Origin of the sequence: Chitinophaga dinghuensis, from assembly GCF_003259435.1 — a bacterium.
GTDB lineage: Bacteria > Bacteroidota > Bacteroidia > Chitinophagales > Chitinophagaceae > Chitinophaga > Chitinophaga dinghuensis.
Genome location: NZ_QLMA01000006.1, coordinates 323,937 through 344,958 on the forward strand (window position 1 = coordinate 323,937; position 21,022 = coordinate 344,958).

Consider the following 21,022-nt stretch of genomic DNA (forward strand, 5'->3'; position numbering starts at 1 on the left):
TACCGATGAGAGCGTTCTTTAAAAACTACTGGGCTTTACTCGTACCCATTATCATCATTATCATCGCGCTGATATTCTTCGTGAAGAAGCCTGCTGCAAACGATAACAGCGTGATAGGTATGGTAGACGCAGATTATGTAGATGTAGCTGCGGAATTTCCAGGGCGACTGGATAGCCTGCTAGTACAACAAGGCGATACCGTTCACAAAGGACAGTTACTCGGCGTACTAAGGTCTACCGAAATTAATGCTATCCGCAATCAGGCGCTGGCTGCCATAGACGCTGCTCAGAGCCAGTTGACATTACTGGAAAAAGGCGCTCGGCCGGAAGTCATCAAAGCGGCAGATAACCTCTATAAAATTACACAGGACCAGTATGAACTCATGCAGAAAACATACAAGCGCATGGAAAATCTTTTCAATGATGAGGTAATTTCCGGACAAGAAAAAGACCTGGTCTATTTCAAATTGCAAGCAGCGAAAAAGGAAATGGAAACCGCCAAATTGAATATGGAAATGCTGGAGAAAGGAAATCGCCCTGAGCTGATACAGGCTGCTGCAGCCATTCTCCGCCAGGCGAGGGAAGGTTATGAATTAACAAAAGCGCTCGCCGACAACACCTACATCCATGCGCCTACTGATGGTATTATTTCGTCGATGGTGATTGAAGAAGGCGAAATCGTTGCGATCGGATATCCCTTAATTACATTGCAGAAGCCATCTACCTACCATATACGTTTTAATATCCGCCAGGATCAGATGAATACCCTCAAACCTGGAACTGTACTGCAAATGACAGTGCCAGGATGTAAACCCCAACAGTTTGATGCCCGCCTGGATAAAGTGGCTCCATCGCTGACATTCGCCAACTGGGTACCTGTAAAAGCAAAAGGGGATTTTGAACTGCGCACTTTTACAGTGGATTTTAAACCTGTAAATGAAGCGGCTATCCAGGGATTGCGCCCAGGTATGACCGCATCAGTAATACTGCCATGATTACCGCCATCTATAAGATTTTTATTCGGGAATGGAAACGTATACTGACCCTCCCGGTGCACTATGTGGTGCTCCTGGTGATGCCTGCCATAGTATGCGTGATCTATGCTACCATTTACAACAATAAGTTCGCAAAAGATTTGCCGGTGGCCATCTGGGATGAAGCGCATTCGCCTTTGTCCCGCCAATTCACTTTTCTGCTGGAAGAAACCGAGTCTATACATATCACCCACCAGGTAAATAATTATGAAGAAATAGAAAGAATGATGAAAAACGGGGAGATACTAGCCGCGCTGCACTTCCCGGCCACACTGGATAAAGATATAAAAAGTCGCCATCCTGTAACGGTTACCTTATACGCGAACGCTGCATCTATGGTCACTTCTAAGCTGATTTACAAAGATGCTGCGCAGGTAATTATCACCGCAGGTTCCGGCGTAATACTGCAAAAAATGGTGAAGACAGGCATGCCTGCCACGCAGGCCATGTCATTGGTACTCCCTGTCAATTTACATTCCTGGGTATTGTACAATCCCAGATATGATTATCAGGCATATCTCGTACCTGGATTAATTGCCGTTGCGCTGCAGATGATGATCATCATGGTGGCAATTCTCGTACTCAATTATGAGCGCAAAACCGGTACAATAGCGGAGTTGCAGCAATTGTCCAACGGTTCCGCTTCGGTGGTAATCACCGGTAAAATGCTGGCCCATCTGACAATGGCCTGGGTAAATTATTTGCTGGTCACCTGCGTGATGTTCCCCATCTTCGCCGATGGATTGATCGCGTCAAATTACCCGTTGTTTTTTATGTATACCTTGTTGGCGATTGCCTGCATTGGCGTGGGGATGATGGTTTCGGCAGTTGTAAACGATGTGATGGTAGCCTGTGATATAGGCCTGTTCTATACTTCGCCGGCATTTGTTTTTAGCGGATTTACTTTTCCTCGTTGGGGAATGCCCTGGTTCGATCAGTTCTACGCGCAACTGATGCCGTTTACGCCTTTCCTGGATTCGTTTTTCAAAGTGTATTTTATGCATCTTCCTTTGAAATATTGCTACCATGAAATAACCCAGTTACTACTCTTTATTGTGGTCACTTATCCTGTGGCGATTATCATCTTTCAGCGAAAGCTCAATAAACCACTGGTACAACATGCCTAATGTATTTTCACATATAGGACAGCTATTCCTGCGGGAACTGAAGCTCGTTGCAAAGGATCATAGTCTGCTCCTGACACTCTTGTTGGCGCCACTGATCTACGCTTTTTTTTATGGGAGTATATACATGTATAAAGTAGAAGAGAAGGTAATGCTGGGTGTGGTAGACGAGGATAACTCGAACCTCTCACGCACCTTTGTGGAACAGGTGAGCAAACTGCAGGTAGCGCAGGTGGTTCGTGCTGCCAGTATGGAGGATGCCCAGCAAAGTATGTACTATGGACAAATGCAGGGTTTTCTGTTAATACCCAAAGGCATGGAAAAGAAGCTGCTGGACTTAAAACAGGCCGACGTGGTGCTTGCCGTGAATGGAGCCAGGTTCCTGCCATCCAGCGAACTGGCCATGGCTATTACCAATATCGGAATGACAGTGGGAGCGGGGGTACGACTCAGGTATAACCAGATGAAAGGTAATACGACTACCATTGCTATGCAGGAAACAATGCCGGTGAATTTTGATTACAGACCCTTGTATAATACCCGTTCCAGCTATGGCGGCTTTCTGTTACCAGGACTACTGGCGCTTATCCTTCAGCAAACCTTGTTGATTGGACTGGCGGAAAGTGTGGCATTAGATCGTCAGAACAAACAGATTCCGCAACTGGTGGGAATGGCTGGTAATAGTCTCTCTACGACCCTTTGGGGCAAAGGATTGTTTTATTTCCTTTTGTTCTGTGCATACGCCGCCTTTTTCATGACCGTCAATTACCGAACCCTGGACATTCCCTTCCGGGGGCATCCCTTGGATGTAGCCGTGGCTTTTATTATTTTTATATTTACTTTGATTCCATTGGGGTTCACGCTGGGGACGCTTTTCAAAGGCCAACTGCTGACGGCACAACTCATGGTATTTTCCACCTATCCATTTTTTCTGTTGAGCGGCCTCGCCTGGCCTTATGATTCCCTGCCGAGGTCCATGCAACTCTTTTCTTCCTTGCTACCCACCACTCCTTTTATGAAAATCTATGTGGCGATCGTGCAGACAGGAGCGAGTTTGGCCGATAATATGACCAGCGTTATCCATTTGCTGTTGCTGTGGATAATGTATGTTTCCCTCGCTTTATGGCGACTCTCCATTTTGAATAGGCGGAGGTAATCTCAAATGCAATATCTTTGTTACAGGATGTATGCAATAGTAGATATCGAAACTACTGGCGGTCATGCCAGTGCCAGCGGAATAACAGAAGTTGCCATTTATTTGTATGATGGCAGAGAATTGGTGCAGCATTACGAAACGCTGGTCAATCCTGGTGTTCCCATCCCATATTATATCTCCGTATTAACGGGAATCTCCGATGAAATGGTGGCCGATGCGCCTCCTTTTGAAGCCGTGGCCCCGATGGTCTTCAGTCTATTGAAAGACAATATTTTCGTCGCCCACAATGTCAACTTCGATTATTCTTTTTTAAAATATCATTTAGAGGCCGCAGGATACGACTTACAGGCTAAAAAACTCTGTACAGTACGCCTGGGCCGTAAAATTTTCCCTGGATTACCCTCTTACAGCCTGGGGAATATTTGTCGTCATTTTGAAATCCCTATCAATGGCCGTCACAGGGCCTCCGGGGATGCAGAAGCCACGATGAAGCTGTTTGGGCTGATGTTGCAGCATGATCATACGCAGGCGATTGCCGGTATGTTGAAAGGCGGATCGAAAGAACAGTTTCTGCCGCCAAACTTGCCACCAGAGCAAGTAAAAGATCTGCCCAGCGCACCTGGCGTATATTATTTTCATGATCAGAAAGGGAAAGTAGTGTATGTGGGTAAGGCCCTGGATCTGAAAAAACGCGTAAACAGTCATTTCACGGGTAATAACCCCGGTCGTCAACGCCAGAATTTCCTGCGAACCATTCATAGTATTACCTATCAGCCTACCGCTACGGAGCTGATGGCCTCTATTTTGGAATCGGTAGAAATCAAAAGACTCTGGCCTCCGTTTAATGCGGCGCAGAAGCATGTAGAGTATAAATACGGATTTTACCTGTTTGAAGACCAGCAGGGCTATCTTCGTATAGCCATCGAAAAGAAACGTAAACATTCCCATCCTGTTCACTGTTTTAATCTGCTGGTTGATGGGCATCGGGTGCTTCGCACGCTCATAAAGGAGTTTAAGCTGTGTCCAAAATTATGTTTCCTGCAGAAAGGAGAGGGGACATGTGCCGGCATTACGGCAGGAACCTGCAATGGCGCATGCAAACAGGAAGAAGATGCGATCCTTTATAATGATCGCGTGATGGAAGCTATCCGCTATCTCCAGCAACAACAACCTTCTGTAACTATTGTAGACAAAGGCTTGCAGCCGGGCGAACGCAGTTGTATCCTGATGGAAAAGGGCAAATTCTATGGAATGGGGTATTTCCCTGAACATTTAGATCATAGTGATCCGGAAGCCATCCGCTCATTTCTGACGCCGTATCCGGAGAACGATACGATTATTGGATTGCTGAGGCCTTATGCAACGGGCATTCCCGGGGAATGATAAGAAAAAAATCTTGTTTGGTGTAGCAAGTCATGTGTTTCGTGTTTACTTTTGCACCCTGTAAAAGTGTCATTCATCTTCAATTTATAATTTTTATTCATGTTAGAGTCAAAATTCAACCTGCCAGGTCAAACCGCTTTCTACAAAGGGAAAGTACGTGATGTATACACCATTAATGATAAACTGATGGTGATGGTTGTTAGCGACCGTATTTCTGCATTCGACGTAGTACTGCCTCGCCCGATCCCTTACAAAGGTCAGGTACTGAACCAGGTGGCTGCAATCATGCTGGAAGCTACCAAAGACATTGTCCCTAACTGGGTAAAATCAACGCCGCTGCCAAGTGTAACTATCGGTCTGAAATGTGAAACTTTCCCGGTAGAAATGGTGGTACGCGGTAACCTCACCGGTCATGCGTGGAGAACCTACAAAACCGGTCAGCGTGTACTCTGTGGCGTTACTATGCCAGAAGGCCTGAAAGAAAACGATTTCTTCCCTGAGCCAATCATCACACCTACTACCAAAGCGCATGAAGGTCATGATGAGGATATCTCCCGTGAAGAAATTATCGCTCAGGGTCTGGTAAGCAAGGAAGATTACGAACAGCTGGAAAAATTCACCCTGGCGCTCTTCGCCAGAGGTAAAGAAATGGCAGCTGAACGTGGCCTGATCCTCGTTGATACCAAATACGAGTTCGGTAAAATCGGTGACCAGATTTATGTAATTGATGAGATCCACACTCCAGATTCTTCCCGTTTCTTCTACGCAGAAGGTTACGAAGAAAACCAGAAAGCCGGCATCCAACAACGTCAGCTCAGTAAAGAGTTTGTTCGTGAATGGCTGATGGAAAATGGATTCCAGGGTAAAGATGGTCAGCAAGTACCAACTATGACTGACGAATTCATCAATAGCGTTAGCGAACGTTATATTGAACTGTTCGAAAACATCACCGGACAGAAATTTGTGAAAGAAGACGTTACGCCTGCTGAAGCAGAAGCAAGAATCAATGCTGAGCTGCAGAAAATGGCATAATGCCGGATATAATATTTAGCCAATGCCTCTTTCCTTCAGGAAGGAGGCATTGCTGTTTACAGGCTGTTTTTTCCGCCTGTAATTTGTCTGCATAGGGAATAGCAGAAAGTCCTATTTTTGTTCCATAAACAGATAGGCTTTGAAACATTTAGCGGCACTGAATAAATATTTCCTCCAAAATAAATGGCGGTTAATCCTCGGATTATTATTTACCGCCATATCCATTGTCTTTAGCGTTTTCCAACCCATTATGGTCCGGCAGATCTTCGATTTGCTCTCTCATAACCTGGATGAATACCGGCTGTTGGAAGATACCGGTCTGAGTCATATATTCAGAGGTAGTTTTTCTCAAATACTTGCATTCTACGGCATCAGTATCCTGCTGTTTGCCCTGCTCAGCGGCTTTTTCCTGTTCTTACAGCGCCAAACCCTGATTGTGATGAGTCGGCATATAGAATACGGCCTGAAGAATGAAATCTATCAGCATTATCAGCAGCTGGATCTGAATTTTTTCAAGATGCATCGCACCGGCGATCTGATGAGTCGCATCACAGAAGACGTATCACGGGTACGCATGTACGTAGGGCCGGCCATTATGTATGCTTCCCGAACTTTATTCCTGATTGTTATCATCATCTACCTGATGATACAAGTCAATCCCATGCTGACGTTATATACCTTATCTCCACTGCCTTTCCTGGCATTGACAATTTACTACGTCAACCGGATTATACATAAGAAAAGTGAACGCATCCAGGCGCAATTATCTGGGATAACCTCTATTGCGCAGGAATCATACTCTGGTATCCGTGTTATAAAATCATATGTCCAGGAAGACGCGAGCGCTGGGCACTTCGAAAAGGCCAGCGAAGAATATAAACAGAGTTCTATCAGTCTGGCTAAAACCGACGCGCTCTTCCAGCCCACTATGGCATTGATGATCGGACTTAGCGTAATTCTGACCATCTTCATTGGCGGTATGGAGGTGATTGCCGGTAATATTACAGTAGGGAACCTGGCTGAGTTTGTGATTTATGTAAATATGCTGATGTTCCCGTTCTTCTCTATAGGAATGGTCGCGTCCATGATTCAAAGAGCGGCTGCCTCACAGCAACGCATAAACGAATTTTTACAGATTCAGCCGGAGATTCGTAATGCCGCGGATGCCAAAGCCGTGGACATTACTGGCGAAATTCGTATGGAAAATGTAACGTTCACTTATCCGCATACTGGTATAACTGCTATCCGCGACTTTAACCTGCATATACGGCCAGGAGAGAAAGTGGCGGTGATAGGTCGGACCGGCTCCGGGAAAACCACCCTGGCGCAGCTGTTGATTCGTATGTTCGATCCGCAGGAAGGTAAAATCCTGATGGATGGCCATAATATCGGCACTATGCCACTGGATAATTTGCGCGGACAGATCAGCTATGTACCACAGGATGTATTCCTGTTTTCCGATACCATTGCCAATAACATACGTTTTGGAGACCCTACCGCAGATATTAATAAGGTGCAGCAAGCTGCCCGCCAAGCCTCTGTGGAAAAGGATATTCTGGGCTTTTCTGAAGGCTTCGAAACCACGATAGGAGAGCGAGGCGTTACGCTCAGTGGCGGCCAGAAGCAACGTATATCCATTGCCCGCGCACTGATCAAAAATCCGCATATCCTCCTGTTCGACGATTGCCTTTCTGCCGTAGATGCACGTACAGAAAAGGAAATCATTGGCAACCTTTACGCCTATCTGAAAGATAAAACTGCTATCATTATCACCCATCGCATATTCGCCTTATTTGAGTTCGATAAGATCATCGTTTTGGATGAAGGAAGGATTGCAGAAGCAGGAACGCATGATGAATTATTGTCATTAAACGGCTATTATGCCGAGTTGTATGCACGTCAGCAATCAGGGGAAGAAGAACCACTAACTGAGTAAGAATCACGTCCTTGCATATACGCTGCAGTGCCAGTATACGCGGCGGTTTTATGATTTTTCAAAATCATTTAAAATTATTTTGATATTTGTAAAACAATAGTATATTTGTTCCTTATTGAAACAGGATTTGATTCGTTAACACTTAAATCTATCAACTGTGGCGTACGAAAACAACAATCAACAGGAAAGAAACAATGATAGCATCTTTTCTAAACGATTGAAAGCGGGCAAAAGAAGAACGTACTTCTTTGATGTAAAGACCACTCGGGGAAATGATTACTTTCTTACAATCACTGAAAGTAAGAAACGTTTTAATGACAACGGTTATGACAGGCACAAAGTGTTCCTGTACAAGGAAGACTTTAACAAGTTCCTGAACGCGCTGACCGAAACCATCAACTACGTGAAAACTGAGTTGATGCCCGATTTTGACTTTGATGCCTACAACCACGATTATGTGCAGGAAGACCAGGACGATGCAGAAGGTGCTGAAATTACAAGCGCCCCAGTTGCAGCTCCGGTAGAAGCAGCCGCTGCTCCTTCTTCACATACTGCCGATGATGTAGACAAATGGTAAACTGAATTTATTTATCATACACTGACAACCTCCGGATTTCTCCGGGGGTTTTTTTATGCGCGGAGGTTTCACGCAAAGGCGCAAAGGTGGACGCAAAGGGGCAAAGAATGGTGCGGGATAGATTAGCTCGCAAAGCAGCATAGGCAGCAAAGCAGCAAAGATGTTGAAGATAAAAATATTGACATAAATGGCTTACGGATGCTGTTACGGTTCCTATCAGCAATCTCTAATTACATAAACAACAGCATAACATAATTCACTGCTGCTTTGCTGCCTATGCTGCTCTGCGAGCAAACAACTCCGCTCAGCGCCGCAGGCGCCCGCGTCTTCGCGCCCCCTCTGCGCCTTTGCGAGAAAAAAAATTCCCGCACTAAAAAGTGCGGGACAACTTTCAACCTCAGAACTTAAACCCATGAAAGGCTTAAGCCTTAAACTTGAATTATTTTCTCATGCTTTTGAAAGCATTAATCAGTCCGTTCGTACTGGCGTCATGGTTAATGACTAAATCTTCATTTTGCAGCTCAGGAAGGATCTTGCTGGCCAGTTGTTTGCCCAGCTCTACACCCCACTGATCAAAGCTGTAAATGTTCCAAATAACGCCCTGCACAAATATCTTATGCTCATATAATGCAATGAGGGAGCCAAGGGTATATGGCGTTATCTCTTTCACCAGGAAGGAATTAGTAGGACGGTTGCCGGAGAATACCTTGTAAGGCAGTACCCGTTTGATTTCCTCCTCAGAAGCATTGGCGCTCTTCAATTCTGCCAGTACTTCCGCCTCCGTTTTACCATTCATCAGCGCTTCTGTCTGCGCAAAGAAATTGGACAACAATTTCACGTGATGATCCCCGATAGGATTATGACTGATAGCAGGTGCAATAAAATCGCATGGAATGATATGCGTTCCCTGGTGAATCAGTTGATAAAAGGCATGCTGACCGTTAGTCCCTGGTTCTCCCCATACGATAGGGCCAGTTTCATATTTAACGTCAACGCCTGTACGATCCGTATGTTTACCATTACTTTCCATATTTCCCTGCTGGAAATAGGCTGGGAAACGATGCATGTACTGATCGTATGGTAAAATTGCCTCTGTGGCAGTATCGAAGAAATTGCCATACCATAGGCCGATGAGTGCCATGATAGCCGGAATATTGTTCTCCAGCGGCGTTTGTGCGAAGTGGTTATCTACCGCATGCGCGCCCGCCAGAAGCTGGGTGAAGTTGTCATAACCCACTGTCAGCGCAATGGATAAACCAATCGCAGACCAGAGAGAATAACGGCCACCTACCCAATCCCAGAATTCAAACATGTTGTTAGGGTCAATGCCGAATGCGGTTACTGCTTTCTCATTGGTAGAAAGCGCCACAAAATGCTTGGCCACCATCTTTTCATCCTTGGCATGTTGCAGGAACCAGTCACGCGCAGTGAGGGCATTGGTCATGGTTTCCTGGGTGGTGAATGTCTTGGAGGCTATCAGAAACAGGGTTTCGTCTGGCGTAATCTGTTTGAGGGTTTCCGCAATATGAGTACCATCCACATTGGATACGAAGAAAGGATGAATACCTTCCTTCCAGTAAGGTTTCAGCGCTTCTGTAACCATCACCGGACCAAGATCAGAACCGCCAATACCAATATTTACAATATAACGTATAGGCTTGCCCGTATATCCTTTCCATTCGCCGGAATGTATCTGGCGACATATATGATCCATCTTGTTCAGTACGGCTTCCACATCCGGCATTACATCTCTTCCGTCCAGCAGGACCGGTTTGCCGGAAATATTACGCAATGCAGTATGAAGTACGGCACGGTTCTCAGTAACGTTGATCTTCTCCGCGTTGAACATCGCCTTAATGGCATCAGGTACCTTGCAGTCGGCCGCCAGTTGCAGAAGTATGTTCTTCGTATCCTCGGTGATGATATTCTTGGAATAGTCAAAGAGAATGTCCTCAAACTTAATCGAGAAAGTACTAAACCTTTCTTTATCTTCTGCGAACAAGGCACGCATATGCACCTTCTTCATTTCTTCAGCGTGCTGCTGTAACTGCTGCCACGACTTGGTAGTAGTAGGATTGATTGATGGGAACATAGTAGTGTATATTAATGCGCGCCAAAATTAATATTTTAGGTGGATGATTTCTGTTTCCTGAGTAAATACCATGAAATTGTTACCGCAATAATTCCGATTCCCATAATACAGGCATGGACAATGGCATATTCTTCTGCTGCACCGGTCATCTGCCTCTTATACAAGATACCGTATAGCGTCCACACATTAACAAGCGCAAACAGGATATTGTTGCGAAAAAGAATCATTAACATACTGATGATAGTAGAGACACTAACCAAGCATACAGCAAGTCCCACCTGCGCAACAGGAGAGGGCATCCATTGTTCATATGTGCTCAGTGTGGCAAAATTCATTAAGGTAGTGATAGTTATCCAGGCCAGATAAATGGTAAAAGGAATATGTACAAACCATTTTTCTTTCCAGGAAGCCTGCGGATCGTAAATCTGAAAGTTCTGATGAATACGAATCAAACAGAATAGCAATATTACTTTCAGTAACATGGACAAAGGAATCAACTCATAATGCCAGGCGAAAAACCATCCTGCATTACAAATACAACTAAGAATGAACCAATGCTGCATGCGTTGCATGTGATATCGCAGGCGCGCTTCTTCCTCAGGAGCAAATGCCATCATTTGCTGGCAAATAGTAAATGCCAGTAAACTAAAATCAAGTAATTCCCGGATGTGAAAAGTAAATCCTGCCGGCTCAAACAAACTGGGATATAAATCAGATACCGCTGTAGCGCTAATGCCGTTAATGGGTAATAACCATGACAGCAGATGCACTACGATCAGTATCAAAAAGGCAATAGAGTTGAAAATAGACCTGTTCCTGTAATAGAGGGTATCATGGGCTTGCATAAGACAAATGACCAAATGATTATATATGAAGAACCTGGTTATCAATAAATTTCGTAAATATTTTGCTAAATACCATGTTTAACCATGCAGATTTGTTGCAGTATATATATCAATCGGTATTACATTAGCAGATTTGTACATTTTTTACTACATTTGCGACCTATGACAGCAGAGCAACTTAAAGCTATGAGGGATCGTCTTCACGTCCTGGGAGGTTTTCTTTAACGTCCCTGACCGATTAGCCAAAATAGAAAATGACAAACAATTAAGCCTGGCCCCCGGATTTTGGGATGATAATGCCAGAGCAACTTCCATCCTGAAAGAAATTAAGGTAAACAAATATTGGGTTGACCTTTACGACAATGTGCATACTGCCATAGAAGACAGTAGTGTGCTCAACGATTTTTTCAGAGAAGGAGAAGCAACTGAAGAGGAAGTAACACAAGCCTACCAAGCCGCATTGGCAGCATTGGAAGACCTGGAATTTAAGTCTACCTTAAACCAGCCTGAAGATGAAATGCCTGCAGTACTTACTATCAACTCCGGTGCAGGCGGCACTGAAAGCCAGGATTGGGCTGAAATGCTGCTGCGTATGTACCGTATGTATGGTGAGAAACAAGGCTGGAAAGTGTCTGAGATTGATACGCAATACGGCGATGGCGCTGGTATCAAATCCGCTACCCTTGAGTTTGACGGCGATTTCGCCTATGGGCACCTGAAAGCCGAAAGCGGCGTTCACAGGCTCGTACGTATTTCACCATTCGATTCCAATGCGCGCAGGCATACTTCCTTTGCCTCCGTATATGTATATCCGTTAGTGGATGATAACATCGAGATTGCAGTAAACCCTGCTGACCTGGAATGGGAATTCTATCGTTCCGGCGGTAAGGGAGGACAGAACGTAAACAAAGTGGAAACAGCTGTCCGACTCAAACACGTCCCTTCAGGAATCATCATCGAATGCCAACAGGCACGTACACAAGGAGAGAACCGCGAAAAAGCGCTCACCATGTTGAAATCACGCCTGTATGAAGAAGAACTCCGTAAACGAGAAGAGCTGAAAAATGCCGCCAACGCCAACAAACGTAAAATCGAATGGGGATCTCAAATCAGATCGTACGTATTCCATCCGTACAAAATGATTAAAGATCACCGTACCGAATACGAAGTAGGTAACGTAGGGCCGGTAATGGATGGCGAACTCAACGGTTTCATCAAGGCATACCTCATGATGCAAAAGGAAGAGGACAATAATTAATAAGTATCCACTAATAATTAATAAGCCTCAACTGGTTACAACAAGTACCTTTGCAGCGGAAACTGCAAGAGGCATATTATTTATTCGAAACAACAAAATCTTACCAGATGAATACAGGATATTTTGATTACGCAGCGCCAGCCAATGAGCCTGTTCTTAGCTATGCGCCGGGTTCTCCGGAAAGAGCTGCCCTCAAAAAACAACTGGCAGCTTTTAAAGCGGAATCTGCCGACATCCCAATGTACATTGGTGGTAAAGAAGTACGCACCGGCAAAACTGTTGACCTGCGTCCTCCTCACGAACATAAACACAAACTGGGTCATTTCCACCAGGGAGATGCTTCCCACATCAACGACGCGATCGCAGCAGCCCTGGCTGCCCGTGAAAAATGGGCAAACATGGACTGGGAAGCACGCGCAGGTATCTTCCTCCGCGCCGCAGACCTGATCGCTACCAAATATCGCTACCACATGAACGCTACGACCATGCTGGGACAGAGTAAAAACGCTTTCCAGGCAGAAATCGACAGCGCATGCGAACTGATCGACTTCCTCCGTTGGAATGTTCATTACCTGAGCGAAATCTACCGCCAACAACCTGTTAGTGCTCCTGGTATCCATAACCGTATGGAATACCGCCCGCTTGAAGGTTTCGTACTGGCAGTAACTCCTTTCAACTTCACCGCTATCGGCGGTAACCTGCCTACCTCCGCCGCTATGTGCGGTAACGTGGTAGTTTGGAAACCAGCTAATACACAAGTATTCGCCGCTGAGATGTTTATGAAAATACTCATCGAAGCAGGCCTGCCTGATGGCGTTATCAACCTGGTATACGCAAGCGGCCCACTCATCGGTGATATCTGCTTCGCAAATCCACACTTCGCTGGTATTCACTTCACCGGTTCTACCGGCGTATTCCAGACCATGTGGAAAACCATCGGCGAAAACATTCATAAATACAAAACCTATCCACGTATCGTTGGGGAAACCGGTGGTAAGGACTTTGTCCTCATCCATAAATCCGCTAACGTGGAGATCGCTGCCACTGCACTGGCTCGCGGCGCGTTCGAATACCAGGGTCAGAAATGCTCTGCCGCTTCCCGCGCTTACCTGCCAAGCAACATCGCAGAAGCTATCAAAACTAAACTGGTAGCAGATCTGAAAACCATGAAAATGGGTACCACCGAAGATTTCAGCAATTTCATCAACGCTGTAATCGATGAACGTTCTTTCGATAAGATCGCACAGTACATCGATAACGCAAAGAAAGATCCTGCTGCTAAAATCATCGCCGGCGGTAACTATAATAAATCAGAAGGCTACTTCATCGAACCTACTGTCATCGAAACAACAGATCCTAAATACGTAACCATGTGCGAGGAAATCTTCGGCCCAGTGCTGACGATCCACGTATATGATGCAGAGAAATTCGAAGAAATCATGGAAGTACTGGATCATACTTCCGAATATGCACTGACAGGCGCTATCATCGCACAGGATCGTTATGCTGTAGAACTGGCAACCAGAAAACTGGTGAACGCTGCTGGTAACTTCTACATCAACGATAAACCTACCGGCGCAGTTGTGGGCCAACAACCTTTTGGTGGTGCACGCGCTTCCGGTACCAACGATAAAGCAGGTTCTATGCTGAACCTTTATCGCTGGCTGAGTGCAAGAGCTATCAAAGAGACTTTTGTTCCTCCTGTTGATTACAGGTACCCATTCCTGAATGAGGCATAATCATAGCATTGTACAATACCACTATATAAAGGCGATGGAGTAAATCCATCGCCTTTCTTTTTGCTGAAAACCACGGTATTGATTAACTTCCTGTTTCATTCTTTCATTGTTTTACCATGCGTCATCCCATTGCAATTGTCGTTCTACTTTGCTGTATGTCCTGCAAATCGAAACAGGAAAATACCCATGCACTCTATAGCTGGACCGCCTTCTATCAGCCGGCCGATTCAATAGCTAAACTACCGTCTGATGCCTTTAATCACCTCTATCTGCACTATTTCGACGTCACCTGGAGCGATGAATATAATATTCCGCTCCCCAAACCTTCCTTCAGACACCAGTTTGCAGATTCGGCCTTCTATGGAAAGAACCCGTTTACTCCAGTAATACATATCGAAAACAGGGTGTTAGCGCAACTACCCATGGATTCCATGGCCCCACTGGCAGCGAAAATGAATAGCAAAATGGAGCTGTTGTCTTCCAAAATTCTGCAACAATCCAATGTGAAACCTGCGGATGAAATACAGGTAGATTGCAATTGGACGCCCGCTACTAAAGAAAAGTATTTCGTTCTCCTCCTGCAGCTGAAACAACTGCAGCCTCAGAAAGAACTCTCCGCTACTGTCAATCTCTATGCATTCAAAGAAAAAGCAACCATGGGCGTGCCGCCCGTAACCAGGGTGATGTTGCAATGTTATGATATAGGGAGAAGCAATGATACCAGTAGCAATAATGTCAATCTTGACCCAGAGAGCCTGGCAGGATATTTTAAAGATAACGTATATCCCTTACCGTTAGATCTGGCGTTTCCTGTGGCAGGTTGGATGGTGCAATACCGGGATGGAAAGAAGCTAGGATATCCTTATCTGTTCGAGTTCTTCCGGGAAGATACCTCGCTATTTAAAGCACAGGGAGAGGGGCAATATATAGTGCGGAAGGATACCAGTTATCAGGGTACTGCGTTGAAGATAAATGATTTGTTAAGTAGAGAAACGGTGCAGCCAGCCGTTCTGGCGTCTGCCATAAAATATATAACAGGAAAAATAAAATACCGGCGGATTGCCTTCTGGTATTGGAATCCGCCGGTTACTTATCAATACCGGGATCTTATCCGGCAAACTTTTACAACGCATTAATTTTACTGCATCTTACGCAGCGCTTCCAGCGATTCGGTGACATGCTTTTCTCCATCACGCATGGAGTTGAACGTATGTACCACAATCCCTTTCTTATCCACGATATACGTTACTCTGCCCGGAATCACGAAGGTCTTCGGAACGCCAAACAGCTTCCGTACTTTCTGATCAGGATCACTCAATAACGTAAACGGTAACTGATGATGCGCCGCGAAACTCTTATGCGAAGCCACATTATCAGAACTAATGCCGATAACCAGCGCGCCCAGCTTCTTGAATTCCTCATAGGAATCACGGAAAGAACAAGCTTCTTTCGTACATACACTGGTTTCATCCTTAGGATAAAAGTATATCACCAAGGGCTGCTTGCCCACATAGTTCGCCAGATCAAAGGTTTTACCATCCTGATCCTGAAGGGAAAATACCGGCACCTTGTCTCCGGTTTTTATCTGGGCATCCGCTGAAGGACTCCAGAACTGTAAAATTGCCATAAACAAAAATAATTTTAGTGTACGCATAGCAATATCTTATACTACGAATGTAAGACTTGTAACGGGATTTGTGAATTATGTAAATATTTTTGCATATAACTAAGGAGGAATGTATTTTTTTATGATCCCAGGCGACAAATGAATATTTTGACTTTTTATCTGCCTCATTAATTGTTATTTTTGGCCCCTAAAACATCGTGTTTTGAAAACCATACTAAACGGAAAGCAATTGTCTATTACAATAGACCGGCTTTGTCACCAGTTAATAGAAAATCACCTTCAGTTTGAGGAGACGGTATTGATAGGACTACAACCAAGAGGTATTTTTCTGTCAGACAGGATTTACAGCACTTTGCGCAAATTGCTGCCAGATGCCAATATCCGTTATGGCAAACTGGACATCACTTTTTATAGAGATGATTTCAACAAAGGGAAGGGGTTACATGTTCCCAATGAAACAAGCATTGATTTTTCTATTGAGAATAAGAAAGTCATACTGATAGACGACGTTTTGTATACCGGTAGAACGATCCGTTCAGCACTCGATGCTATGTTAGATTTTGGCCGCCCTGCTGCTGTTGAGCTGCTGGCATTGATTGACCGTCGTTTCAGCCGTCAGTTGCCTATTCAGCCGGATTATACCGGCAGAACCATCGATGCATTTATCTCTCAAAAAGTAAAGGTCTTGTGGGAAGAGAGAGATGGAAAAGATGAGGTTGTTCTGGTAGATTAGCAAATTGAATTTTACAATTCAGGTTTCATCCTTTATATTTGCACATTAATGTCACTTTCTGTAAAACACTTACTCGGAATTCGCGATCTGCAGCGTCAGGATATAGAACTTATTTTTCAAACAGCCAGCCAGTTTAAAGAAGTTTTACAAAGGCCAATTAAAAAAGTTCCCACGCTCCGCGATACTACTATTGTCAATCTGTTTTTCGAGAATTCAACTCGCACACGTATTTCATTCGAACTCGCTGAAAAAAGACTTGGCGCGGATACTATCAATTTTTCCGCCTCCGGTTCTTCTGTATCTAAAGGGGAAACCCTCATAGATACGGTGCATAACATCCTCTCCATGAAAGTGGATATGGTGGTAATGCGTCACAGCGCCAGCGGTGCGCCGCATTTCTTGTCTAAACACATCGACGTTCCCATCCTCAACGCCGGCGACGGTATCAACGAACACCCTACTCAGGCTTTGCTGGATGCTTTTTCTATCAAAGAAAAACTTGGTTCAGTAGAAGGAAAGAAAATCGCCATCTGCGGAGACATCATGCACTCCCGTGTGGCCCTTTCTAATATTTACTGTCTTAAAAAACTTGGTGCGGAAGTGACCGTAGTAGGCCCCCCTACATTGATTCCTAAATACCTGGAATCTGCATTAGGCGTTAACGTTACCTATGATATCCGCGAAGCCCTTCAATGGGCGGATGTAGCCAATGTGCTCCGTATTCAGCTGGAACGCCAGAATACGCCACTGTTCTCCTCCCTGAGAGAATACGCTATCGCATACGGCATCAATCGCGCCCTGCTGGACAGTCTCCAGAAAGAGATCGTTATCATGCACCCGGGCCCCATCAATAGAGGTGTAGAACTCAATTCAGATGTAGCTGATTCCGGTCAGTCCATCATCCTCGATCAGGTGGAAAATGGAGTAGCTGTCCGTATGGCTGCGCTCTATCTGCTTGCAGGAAAACAAACCTTATAAACGTTCTTTCGCATAACAGGAAAGCGGTAGGAGACTACCGCTTTTTTTATTCTTATCACTAACACGAACGATATTTTTTTCGGATAATGCCCTGCTCGTAGCTTTGCAGTAATTTCATTCTACATGCGTTTCCGCATCTCCCTACTACTACTTTTTATTTCTATTTCAGCCCTGAGCTGCAAGCGCAGTCAGCATTCCAGTCGTGCATTCTATTTCTGGAAATCCACCTGCAACGAGGAGGAACATAGTGCCATGTACAACTATAAACCGGATCATATCTACCTCCATTATTTTGATGTGGTCTGGGATGAAAGACGCCAGATGCCAATACCCGTTTCTGGTCCTGATAAATCCGGATATTGGTACTGGAACCGGTTAACAAGTGTCAAGCCCGTTATATACATTGAGAACCGGGTGTTTGAAAAGCTGTCTGCCGATTCCTGCGCCGTTTTTGCACGTAAAGTCGGTGGCAAAATCAGGACATTAACCAGGCAGTTATCCATTAAAGGCAATATCTCTGAAATCCAGTTTGACTGCGACTGGACGTTGCGTACGAAAGAAAAATACTTCGCATTTATCCGCGCCTTCAGGGCCAATGAAAACTATTCCGTTCTGTCTGCTACCATACGGCTGTATCCCTATAAATATGCGCAGAAAATGGGCGTTCCTCCGGTCGACAGAGGCATGCTCATGTGCTATAACATCAATAGTATTAGTAAGCAGGAAGTCGACAACTCTATTGTTACCAAAGAAGAATTACAAAAGTATATCACAGGGAAAATAGTATATCCATTACCGTTAGATCTGGCATTTCCGGTATTCGGTTGGTATGCCTGGTTCAGAAATAATGATTTCCAACAGATTGTTTATGAAGACGCGCGTCTGACTGAAGATACGAGCGTTTTCCACCCGGCTCAGGCAAATAATTTTATTTCAAAAACTGATACGGTAATCGATAACCATTATATCCGCGAAGGAGATGTGTTGAGAAGGGAATATGTGGAGCCCGCAGCTTTACAGGAGATCATCAGCTATGTAACCAACAAAATCCCGCGCCATGGCGCCATTGCTTTCTATCATTGGGATATGGACAACTCAAAAAAATATGCACATCTCATCCAGGAAACTTTTGATCATTATTAGTGGGGTAGCTGCCAGCCTGCTATTTATAACCAGCAGCCAGAGCTGTCCTCCGGACTGGTATCGGAACCAGGAGCAAATCCTTTTGTTCAGACAACCTATTGCCGGCCACGATAATCTTGAACCACTGTATTTTAATGCAGATGGTCCGGCAGCCTTCGACTCAGATCCTCAGCAAAACGATAGAAAAAGAAACTGCCAGGAATGGAGCCAATATACCGGCAACGTCGCCTCCTGGAAGGACGTGATGGAAGTACAGTATGCCATGCAACCCAATGATTTTCTACAGGCAGTACAAGATACGCCGCAGGGCATCTTTCGGCAGAACAGCTTTCTAAAATGGTTGAAGCAACCGTCCCATAAATCGGCCATGGATTATATGATCCTTGCTAAAAATATCGAAGGCGATGCAGGCTACCTGGACGATCCCTGGGTGGATAGCTCTGCCTATCATGGGTATTTCGGAACCATCATGGATACGATAAAATCCAGGTGCAACGCCAATCTGCCAACGTTTATCCGTCAACGTTATATTTTTCAGGGATTGAAATTACTGAGCTATCAAATATTTACAAATGATACTTTGTCATGGCCAGATATGCACTTGTTCGGAGACTATTATGAGCAGGAACTACTCAATAAAAGAAGTATAGTGGCCGATTGGGGCCTACTTTACTACGGTTGGATGCCCAATGAGAAGCTTAGTCAGACAGAAGCCTGGCTGAAATGCTTTGCCCGCTCCGATGAAAAGAAAAATTACACACTTCGTTTACTGGAAAAAGCGAAGATCAAAAAACTCCTGGAAACGGCCACCGATACAGCGTTACGCAAAACAGCCTACACTGTGCTAAGTATCAAATCGCCGGATAAGGGACTGCCTTATATTCATGGAGTGGCAGCAATAGACCCCAATGATCAGTTTCTCCCGCTCATAATATGCAGGGAAATCAATAAGCTGGAAGACTGGCTCCTTACGCCGGAATTATTGGGCTTTGGCAACAGTGAAGCTCAATGGAGAACCGGCGGTTTTGTGAGTAAGAACAGCATTAAAGACCTTAAATACCTGGAGGAAGTGAAACAGGAATTAATTTCACTCTATAGGAAATCTACTGTTCATAAGGATTTGCTGGGCCTAGCTATTGCACATCTCTGTCAGATAGACCGTGATTATTCCACAGCGGATAGCTGGCTCCAGAGAGTAAATACGAAGGGGCGTCCCCGTTATATTCGTCAGAAAGCCATTGCTGCCGTATTAGGTACCATGTATGCATCCAATACCGCCGATCCGCGCGTACAGCAGAAAATATATGAGCAATTTCATCTCTTGGAAACGATGAGGGAAGCACCATATAAAGATCAGCTTATCAATGGGCCTATGCTGGATCTGATGCCCCAATTGTACCTGGTGCTGTCCCAGCAACTGATGAAACATGGAGAGTTGGTGAAGGCCGGACTTGCATTCCAGAAGGCACGGCACTATGGCATACATGTAGATAACTACTATGGCTGGGAGGACAGTGACACTATTACCAGCTACGCGAGTATTGCCTGGTTTGAAAAATACGGATCCCCAGCTGATATAGATGCACTCATTGCCTTTAACCATAAATTGCCCAAAACCTCCTTTGAAAAACTCATCAATTCAATGAACCTGGTGGATGAAAATGTATTGCTGGATGTAAAAGGAACCCTCCAGGTACGGGCCAGACAATTCTCCGCGGCTTCTGCTACCTTCGCAAAGATCCCGAAAAACTACTGGGAGAACTCCCCATTCGATTATTATAACCTTTGCAATAATATCGAAGCGGTGACACCATTACATCATATTGATACCAACCACTATTCTAACTATAAGCAAGAAGATAAACAAGCGGTGGTGGATCATATATTGCGACTTCAGAAAGCCAGGAGCGAAGCCAGGACAGCTGCGGAGAAGGCTGTAGCAGCCATGCAATTGGGAAATGCATATTACAATATCACCTATGACGGGAAAAACTGGGGACTCATTAACTGGGGTAAATCATACAGTGAAATATATGCCAACAAGGAGAGAAGCCAGTTCTGGTATAACACCTGGCCATTGACGGTCCGTTATGGCAATGCCTATTATGACTGTTCCGAAGCAGCGAGACTTTATCGCGAAGCCATATTCTATGCGGTAAATGATCCGGAACTAAAGGCAAAAGCAACTATCATGGCGGCTCTTTGTGATGAGGCTGCTCATGGCAGTTATGCAAGTCAGGAACATTGGAGAGATAATTATTCTTCCCCGCTCAGAAAGCAATTAAAGGCTATGTTTGGAAAAACGGCCGCCTATAATGCATTACAAACCCATTGTCCCGATGCGCAAAATTGGAAATAATAGATG

17 protein-coding genes are annotated in these 21,022 nt (G+C 44.9%); 14 read left to right on the forward strand and 3 right to left on the reverse strand.

Features of this window, described 5'->3' with window-relative positions:
• The first annotated feature begins 5 nt into the window (after nucleotides 1-5).
• From CLV59_RS18955 to CLV59_RS18985, 7 genes are all read left to right on the forward strand, one after another.
• On the forward strand, nucleotides 6-995 hold the full coding sequence (locus CLV59_RS18955; RefSeq protein WP_111593649.1) for an HlyD family secretion protein: 990 nt from the start codon (nucleotides 6-8) through the stop codon (nucleotides 993-995).
• Nucleotides 992-2,161, forward strand: coding sequence for an ABC transporter permease (locus tag CLV59_RS18960; RefSeq protein ID WP_111593650.1), 1,170 nt, complete (start codon nucleotides 992-994; stop codon nucleotides 2,159-2,161). The genes CLV59_RS18955 and CLV59_RS18960 overlap by 4 nt, the downstream gene beginning before the upstream one ends.
• Entirely contained in the window at nucleotides 2,154-3,314 is a 1,161-nt protein-coding gene (locus CLV59_RS18965) for an ABC transporter permease (protein ID WP_111593651.1), read from the forward strand. The genes CLV59_RS18960 and CLV59_RS18965 overlap by 8 nt, the downstream gene beginning before the upstream one ends.
• A gap of 27 nt (nucleotides 3,315-3,341) precedes the next feature.
• Nucleotides 3,342-4,697, forward strand: a complete 1,356-nt coding sequence (locus CLV59_RS18970; protein ID WP_111593652.1) for an exonuclease domain-containing protein — start codon at nucleotides 3,342-3,344, stop codon at nucleotides 4,695-4,697.
• Nucleotides 4,698-4,796: 99 nt separating this feature from the next.
• Nucleotides 4,797-5,729 (forward strand): phosphoribosylaminoimidazolesuccinocarboxamide synthase, encoded by a 933-nt coding sequence (locus CLV59_RS18975; RefSeq protein WP_111593653.1) that lies wholly within the window; start codon nucleotides 4,797-4,799, stop codon nucleotides 5,727-5,729.
• Between the two features lie 139 nt (nucleotides 5,730-5,868).
• The gene (locus CLV59_RS18980; RefSeq protein ID WP_111593654.1) at nucleotides 5,869-7,665 is read left to right on the forward strand and encodes an ABC transporter ATP-binding protein; all 1,797 of its coding nucleotides are present in this window, start codon (nucleotides 5,869-5,871) and stop codon (nucleotides 7,663-7,665) included.
• A gap of 157 nt (nucleotides 7,666-7,822) precedes the next feature.
• Nucleotides 7,823-8,242, forward strand: a complete 420-nt coding sequence (locus CLV59_RS18985) for a DUF3276 family protein (RefSeq protein WP_111593655.1) — start codon at nucleotides 7,823-7,825, stop codon at nucleotides 8,240-8,242.
• Nucleotides 8,243-8,681: 439 nt separating this feature from the next.
• Here the strand turns inward: CLV59_RS18985 and pgi are convergent, their stop codons facing one another.
• Complete coding sequence (pgi, locus tag CLV59_RS18990; protein ID WP_111593656.1) at nucleotides 8,682-10,334, reverse strand: glucose-6-phosphate isomerase; 1,653 nt, start codon at nucleotides 10,332-10,334, stop codon at nucleotides 8,682-8,684.
• 35 nt (nucleotides 10,335-10,369) lie between these two features.
• The gene (locus CLV59_RS18995; RefSeq protein WP_111593657.1) at nucleotides 10,370-11,179 is read right to left on the reverse strand and encodes a hypothetical protein; all 810 of its coding nucleotides are present in this window, start codon (nucleotides 11,177-11,179) and stop codon (nucleotides 10,370-10,372) included.
• A gap of 162 nt (nucleotides 11,180-11,341) precedes the next feature.
• Here CLV59_RS18995 and prfB point away from each other — a divergent pair.
• From prfB to CLV59_RS19010, 3 genes are all read left to right on the forward strand, one after another.
• A protein-coding gene (gene prfB / locus CLV59_RS19000) for a peptide chain release factor 2 (protein WP_111593658.1) occupies nucleotides 11,342-12,437 on the forward strand; the annotation gives its coding sequence in 2 pieces (ribosomal slippage) (nucleotides 11,342-11,401 and nucleotides 11,403-12,437; 1,095 coding nt in all).
• A gap of 107 nt (nucleotides 12,438-12,544) precedes the next feature.
• The gene (gene pruA, locus CLV59_RS19005) at nucleotides 12,545-14,176 is read left to right on the forward strand and encodes an L-glutamate gamma-semialdehyde dehydrogenase (protein WP_111593659.1); all 1,632 of its coding nucleotides are present in this window, start codon (nucleotides 12,545-12,547) and stop codon (nucleotides 14,174-14,176) included.
• 155 nt (nucleotides 14,177-14,331) lie between these two features.
• Nucleotides 14,332-15,312 (forward strand): hypothetical protein, encoded by a 981-nt coding sequence (locus CLV59_RS19010; RefSeq protein WP_111593660.1) that lies wholly within the window; start codon nucleotides 14,332-14,334, stop codon nucleotides 15,310-15,312.
• Nucleotides 15,313-15,314: 2 nt separating this feature from the next.
• On the opposite strand, the gene CLV59_RS19015 is transcribed toward CLV59_RS19010, so the two are convergent.
• Nucleotides 15,315-15,803: a peroxiredoxin gene (locus tag CLV59_RS19015; RefSeq protein ID WP_111593661.1), complete on the reverse strand. Its 489-nt coding sequence runs from the start codon at nucleotides 15,801-15,803 to the stop codon at nucleotides 15,315-15,317.
• Nucleotides 15,804-16,005: 202 nt separating this feature from the next.
• Here CLV59_RS19015 and pyrR point away from each other — a divergent pair, with 202 nt between their 5' ends.
• From pyrR to CLV59_RS19035, 4 genes are all read left to right on the forward strand, one after another.
• Nucleotides 16,006-16,536, forward strand: a complete 531-nt coding sequence (gene pyrR, locus CLV59_RS19020) for a bifunctional pyr operon transcriptional regulator/uracil phosphoribosyltransferase PyrR (protein WP_111593662.1) — start codon at nucleotides 16,006-16,008, stop codon at nucleotides 16,534-16,536.
• 48 nt (nucleotides 16,537-16,584) lie between these two features.
• The gene (locus tag CLV59_RS19025; RefSeq protein WP_111593663.1) at nucleotides 16,585-17,514 is read left to right on the forward strand and encodes an aspartate carbamoyltransferase catalytic subunit; all 930 of its coding nucleotides are present in this window, start codon (nucleotides 16,585-16,587) and stop codon (nucleotides 17,512-17,514) included.
• Nucleotides 17,515-17,637: 123 nt separating this feature from the next.
• Entirely contained in the window at nucleotides 17,638-18,657 is a 1,020-nt protein-coding gene (locus tag CLV59_RS19030) for a hypothetical protein (protein ID WP_111593664.1), read from the forward strand.
• Nucleotides 18,620-21,016 carry a hypothetical protein gene (locus tag CLV59_RS19035; RefSeq protein WP_146616245.1) on the forward strand — a complete coding sequence of 799 codons (2,397 nt, stop codon included), beginning with the start codon at nucleotides 18,620-18,622 and terminating at the stop codon, nucleotides 21,014-21,016. Before CLV59_RS19030 ends, CLV59_RS19035 begins: the two co-directional genes overlap by 38 nt.
• The last annotated feature ends 6 nt before the right edge of the window (nucleotides 21,017-21,022 follow it).

Coding starts and splice junctions, on each gene's coding strand:
- CLV59_RS18970 (WP_111593652.1), top strand. CDS start 3,342: ATGTATGCAATAGTAGATATCGAAACTACTGGCGGTCATGCCAGTGCC.
- CLV59_RS18965 (WP_111593651.1), top strand. CDS start 2,154: ATGCCTAATGTATTTTCACATATAGGACAGCTATTCCTGCGGGAACTG.
- CLV59_RS19015 (WP_111593661.1), bottom strand. CDS start 15,803: ATGGCAATTTTACAGTTCTGGAGTCCTTCAGCGGATGCCCAGATAAAA.
- CLV59_RS19025 (WP_111593663.1), top strand. CDS start 16,585: ATGTCACTTTCTGTAAAACACTTACTCGGAATTCGCGATCTGCAGCGT.
- pruA (WP_111593659.1), top strand. CDS start 12,545: ATGAATACAGGATATTTTGATTACGCAGCGCCAGCCAATGAGCCTGTT.
- CLV59_RS18995 (WP_111593657.1), bottom strand. CDS start 11,179: ATGCAAGCCCATGATACCCTCTATTACAGGAACAGGTCTATTTTCAAC.
- CLV59_RS18955 (WP_111593649.1), top strand. CDS start 6: ATGAGAGCGTTCTTTAAAAACTACTGGGCTTTACTCGTACCCATTATC.
- CLV59_RS18960 (WP_111593650.1), top strand. CDS start 992: ATGATTACCGCCATCTATAAGATTTTTATTCGGGAATGGAAACGTATA.
- CLV59_RS19035 (WP_146616245.1), top strand. CDS start 18,620: ATGCACATCTCATCCAGGAAACTTTTGATCATTATTAGTGGGGTAGCT.
- CLV59_RS18975 (WP_111593653.1), top strand. CDS start 4,797: ATGTTAGAGTCAAAATTCAACCTGCCAGGTCAAACCGCTTTCTACAAA.
- CLV59_RS19030 (WP_111593664.1), top strand. CDS start 17,638: ATGCGTTTCCGCATCTCCCTACTACTACTTTTTATTTCTATTTCAGCC.
- CLV59_RS19010 (WP_111593660.1), top strand. CDS start 14,332: ATGTCCTGCAAATCGAAACAGGAAAATACCCATGCACTCTATAGCTGG.
- pgi (WP_111593656.1), bottom strand. CDS start 10,334: ATGTTCCCATCAATCAATCCTACTACTACCAAGTCGTGGCAGCAGTTA.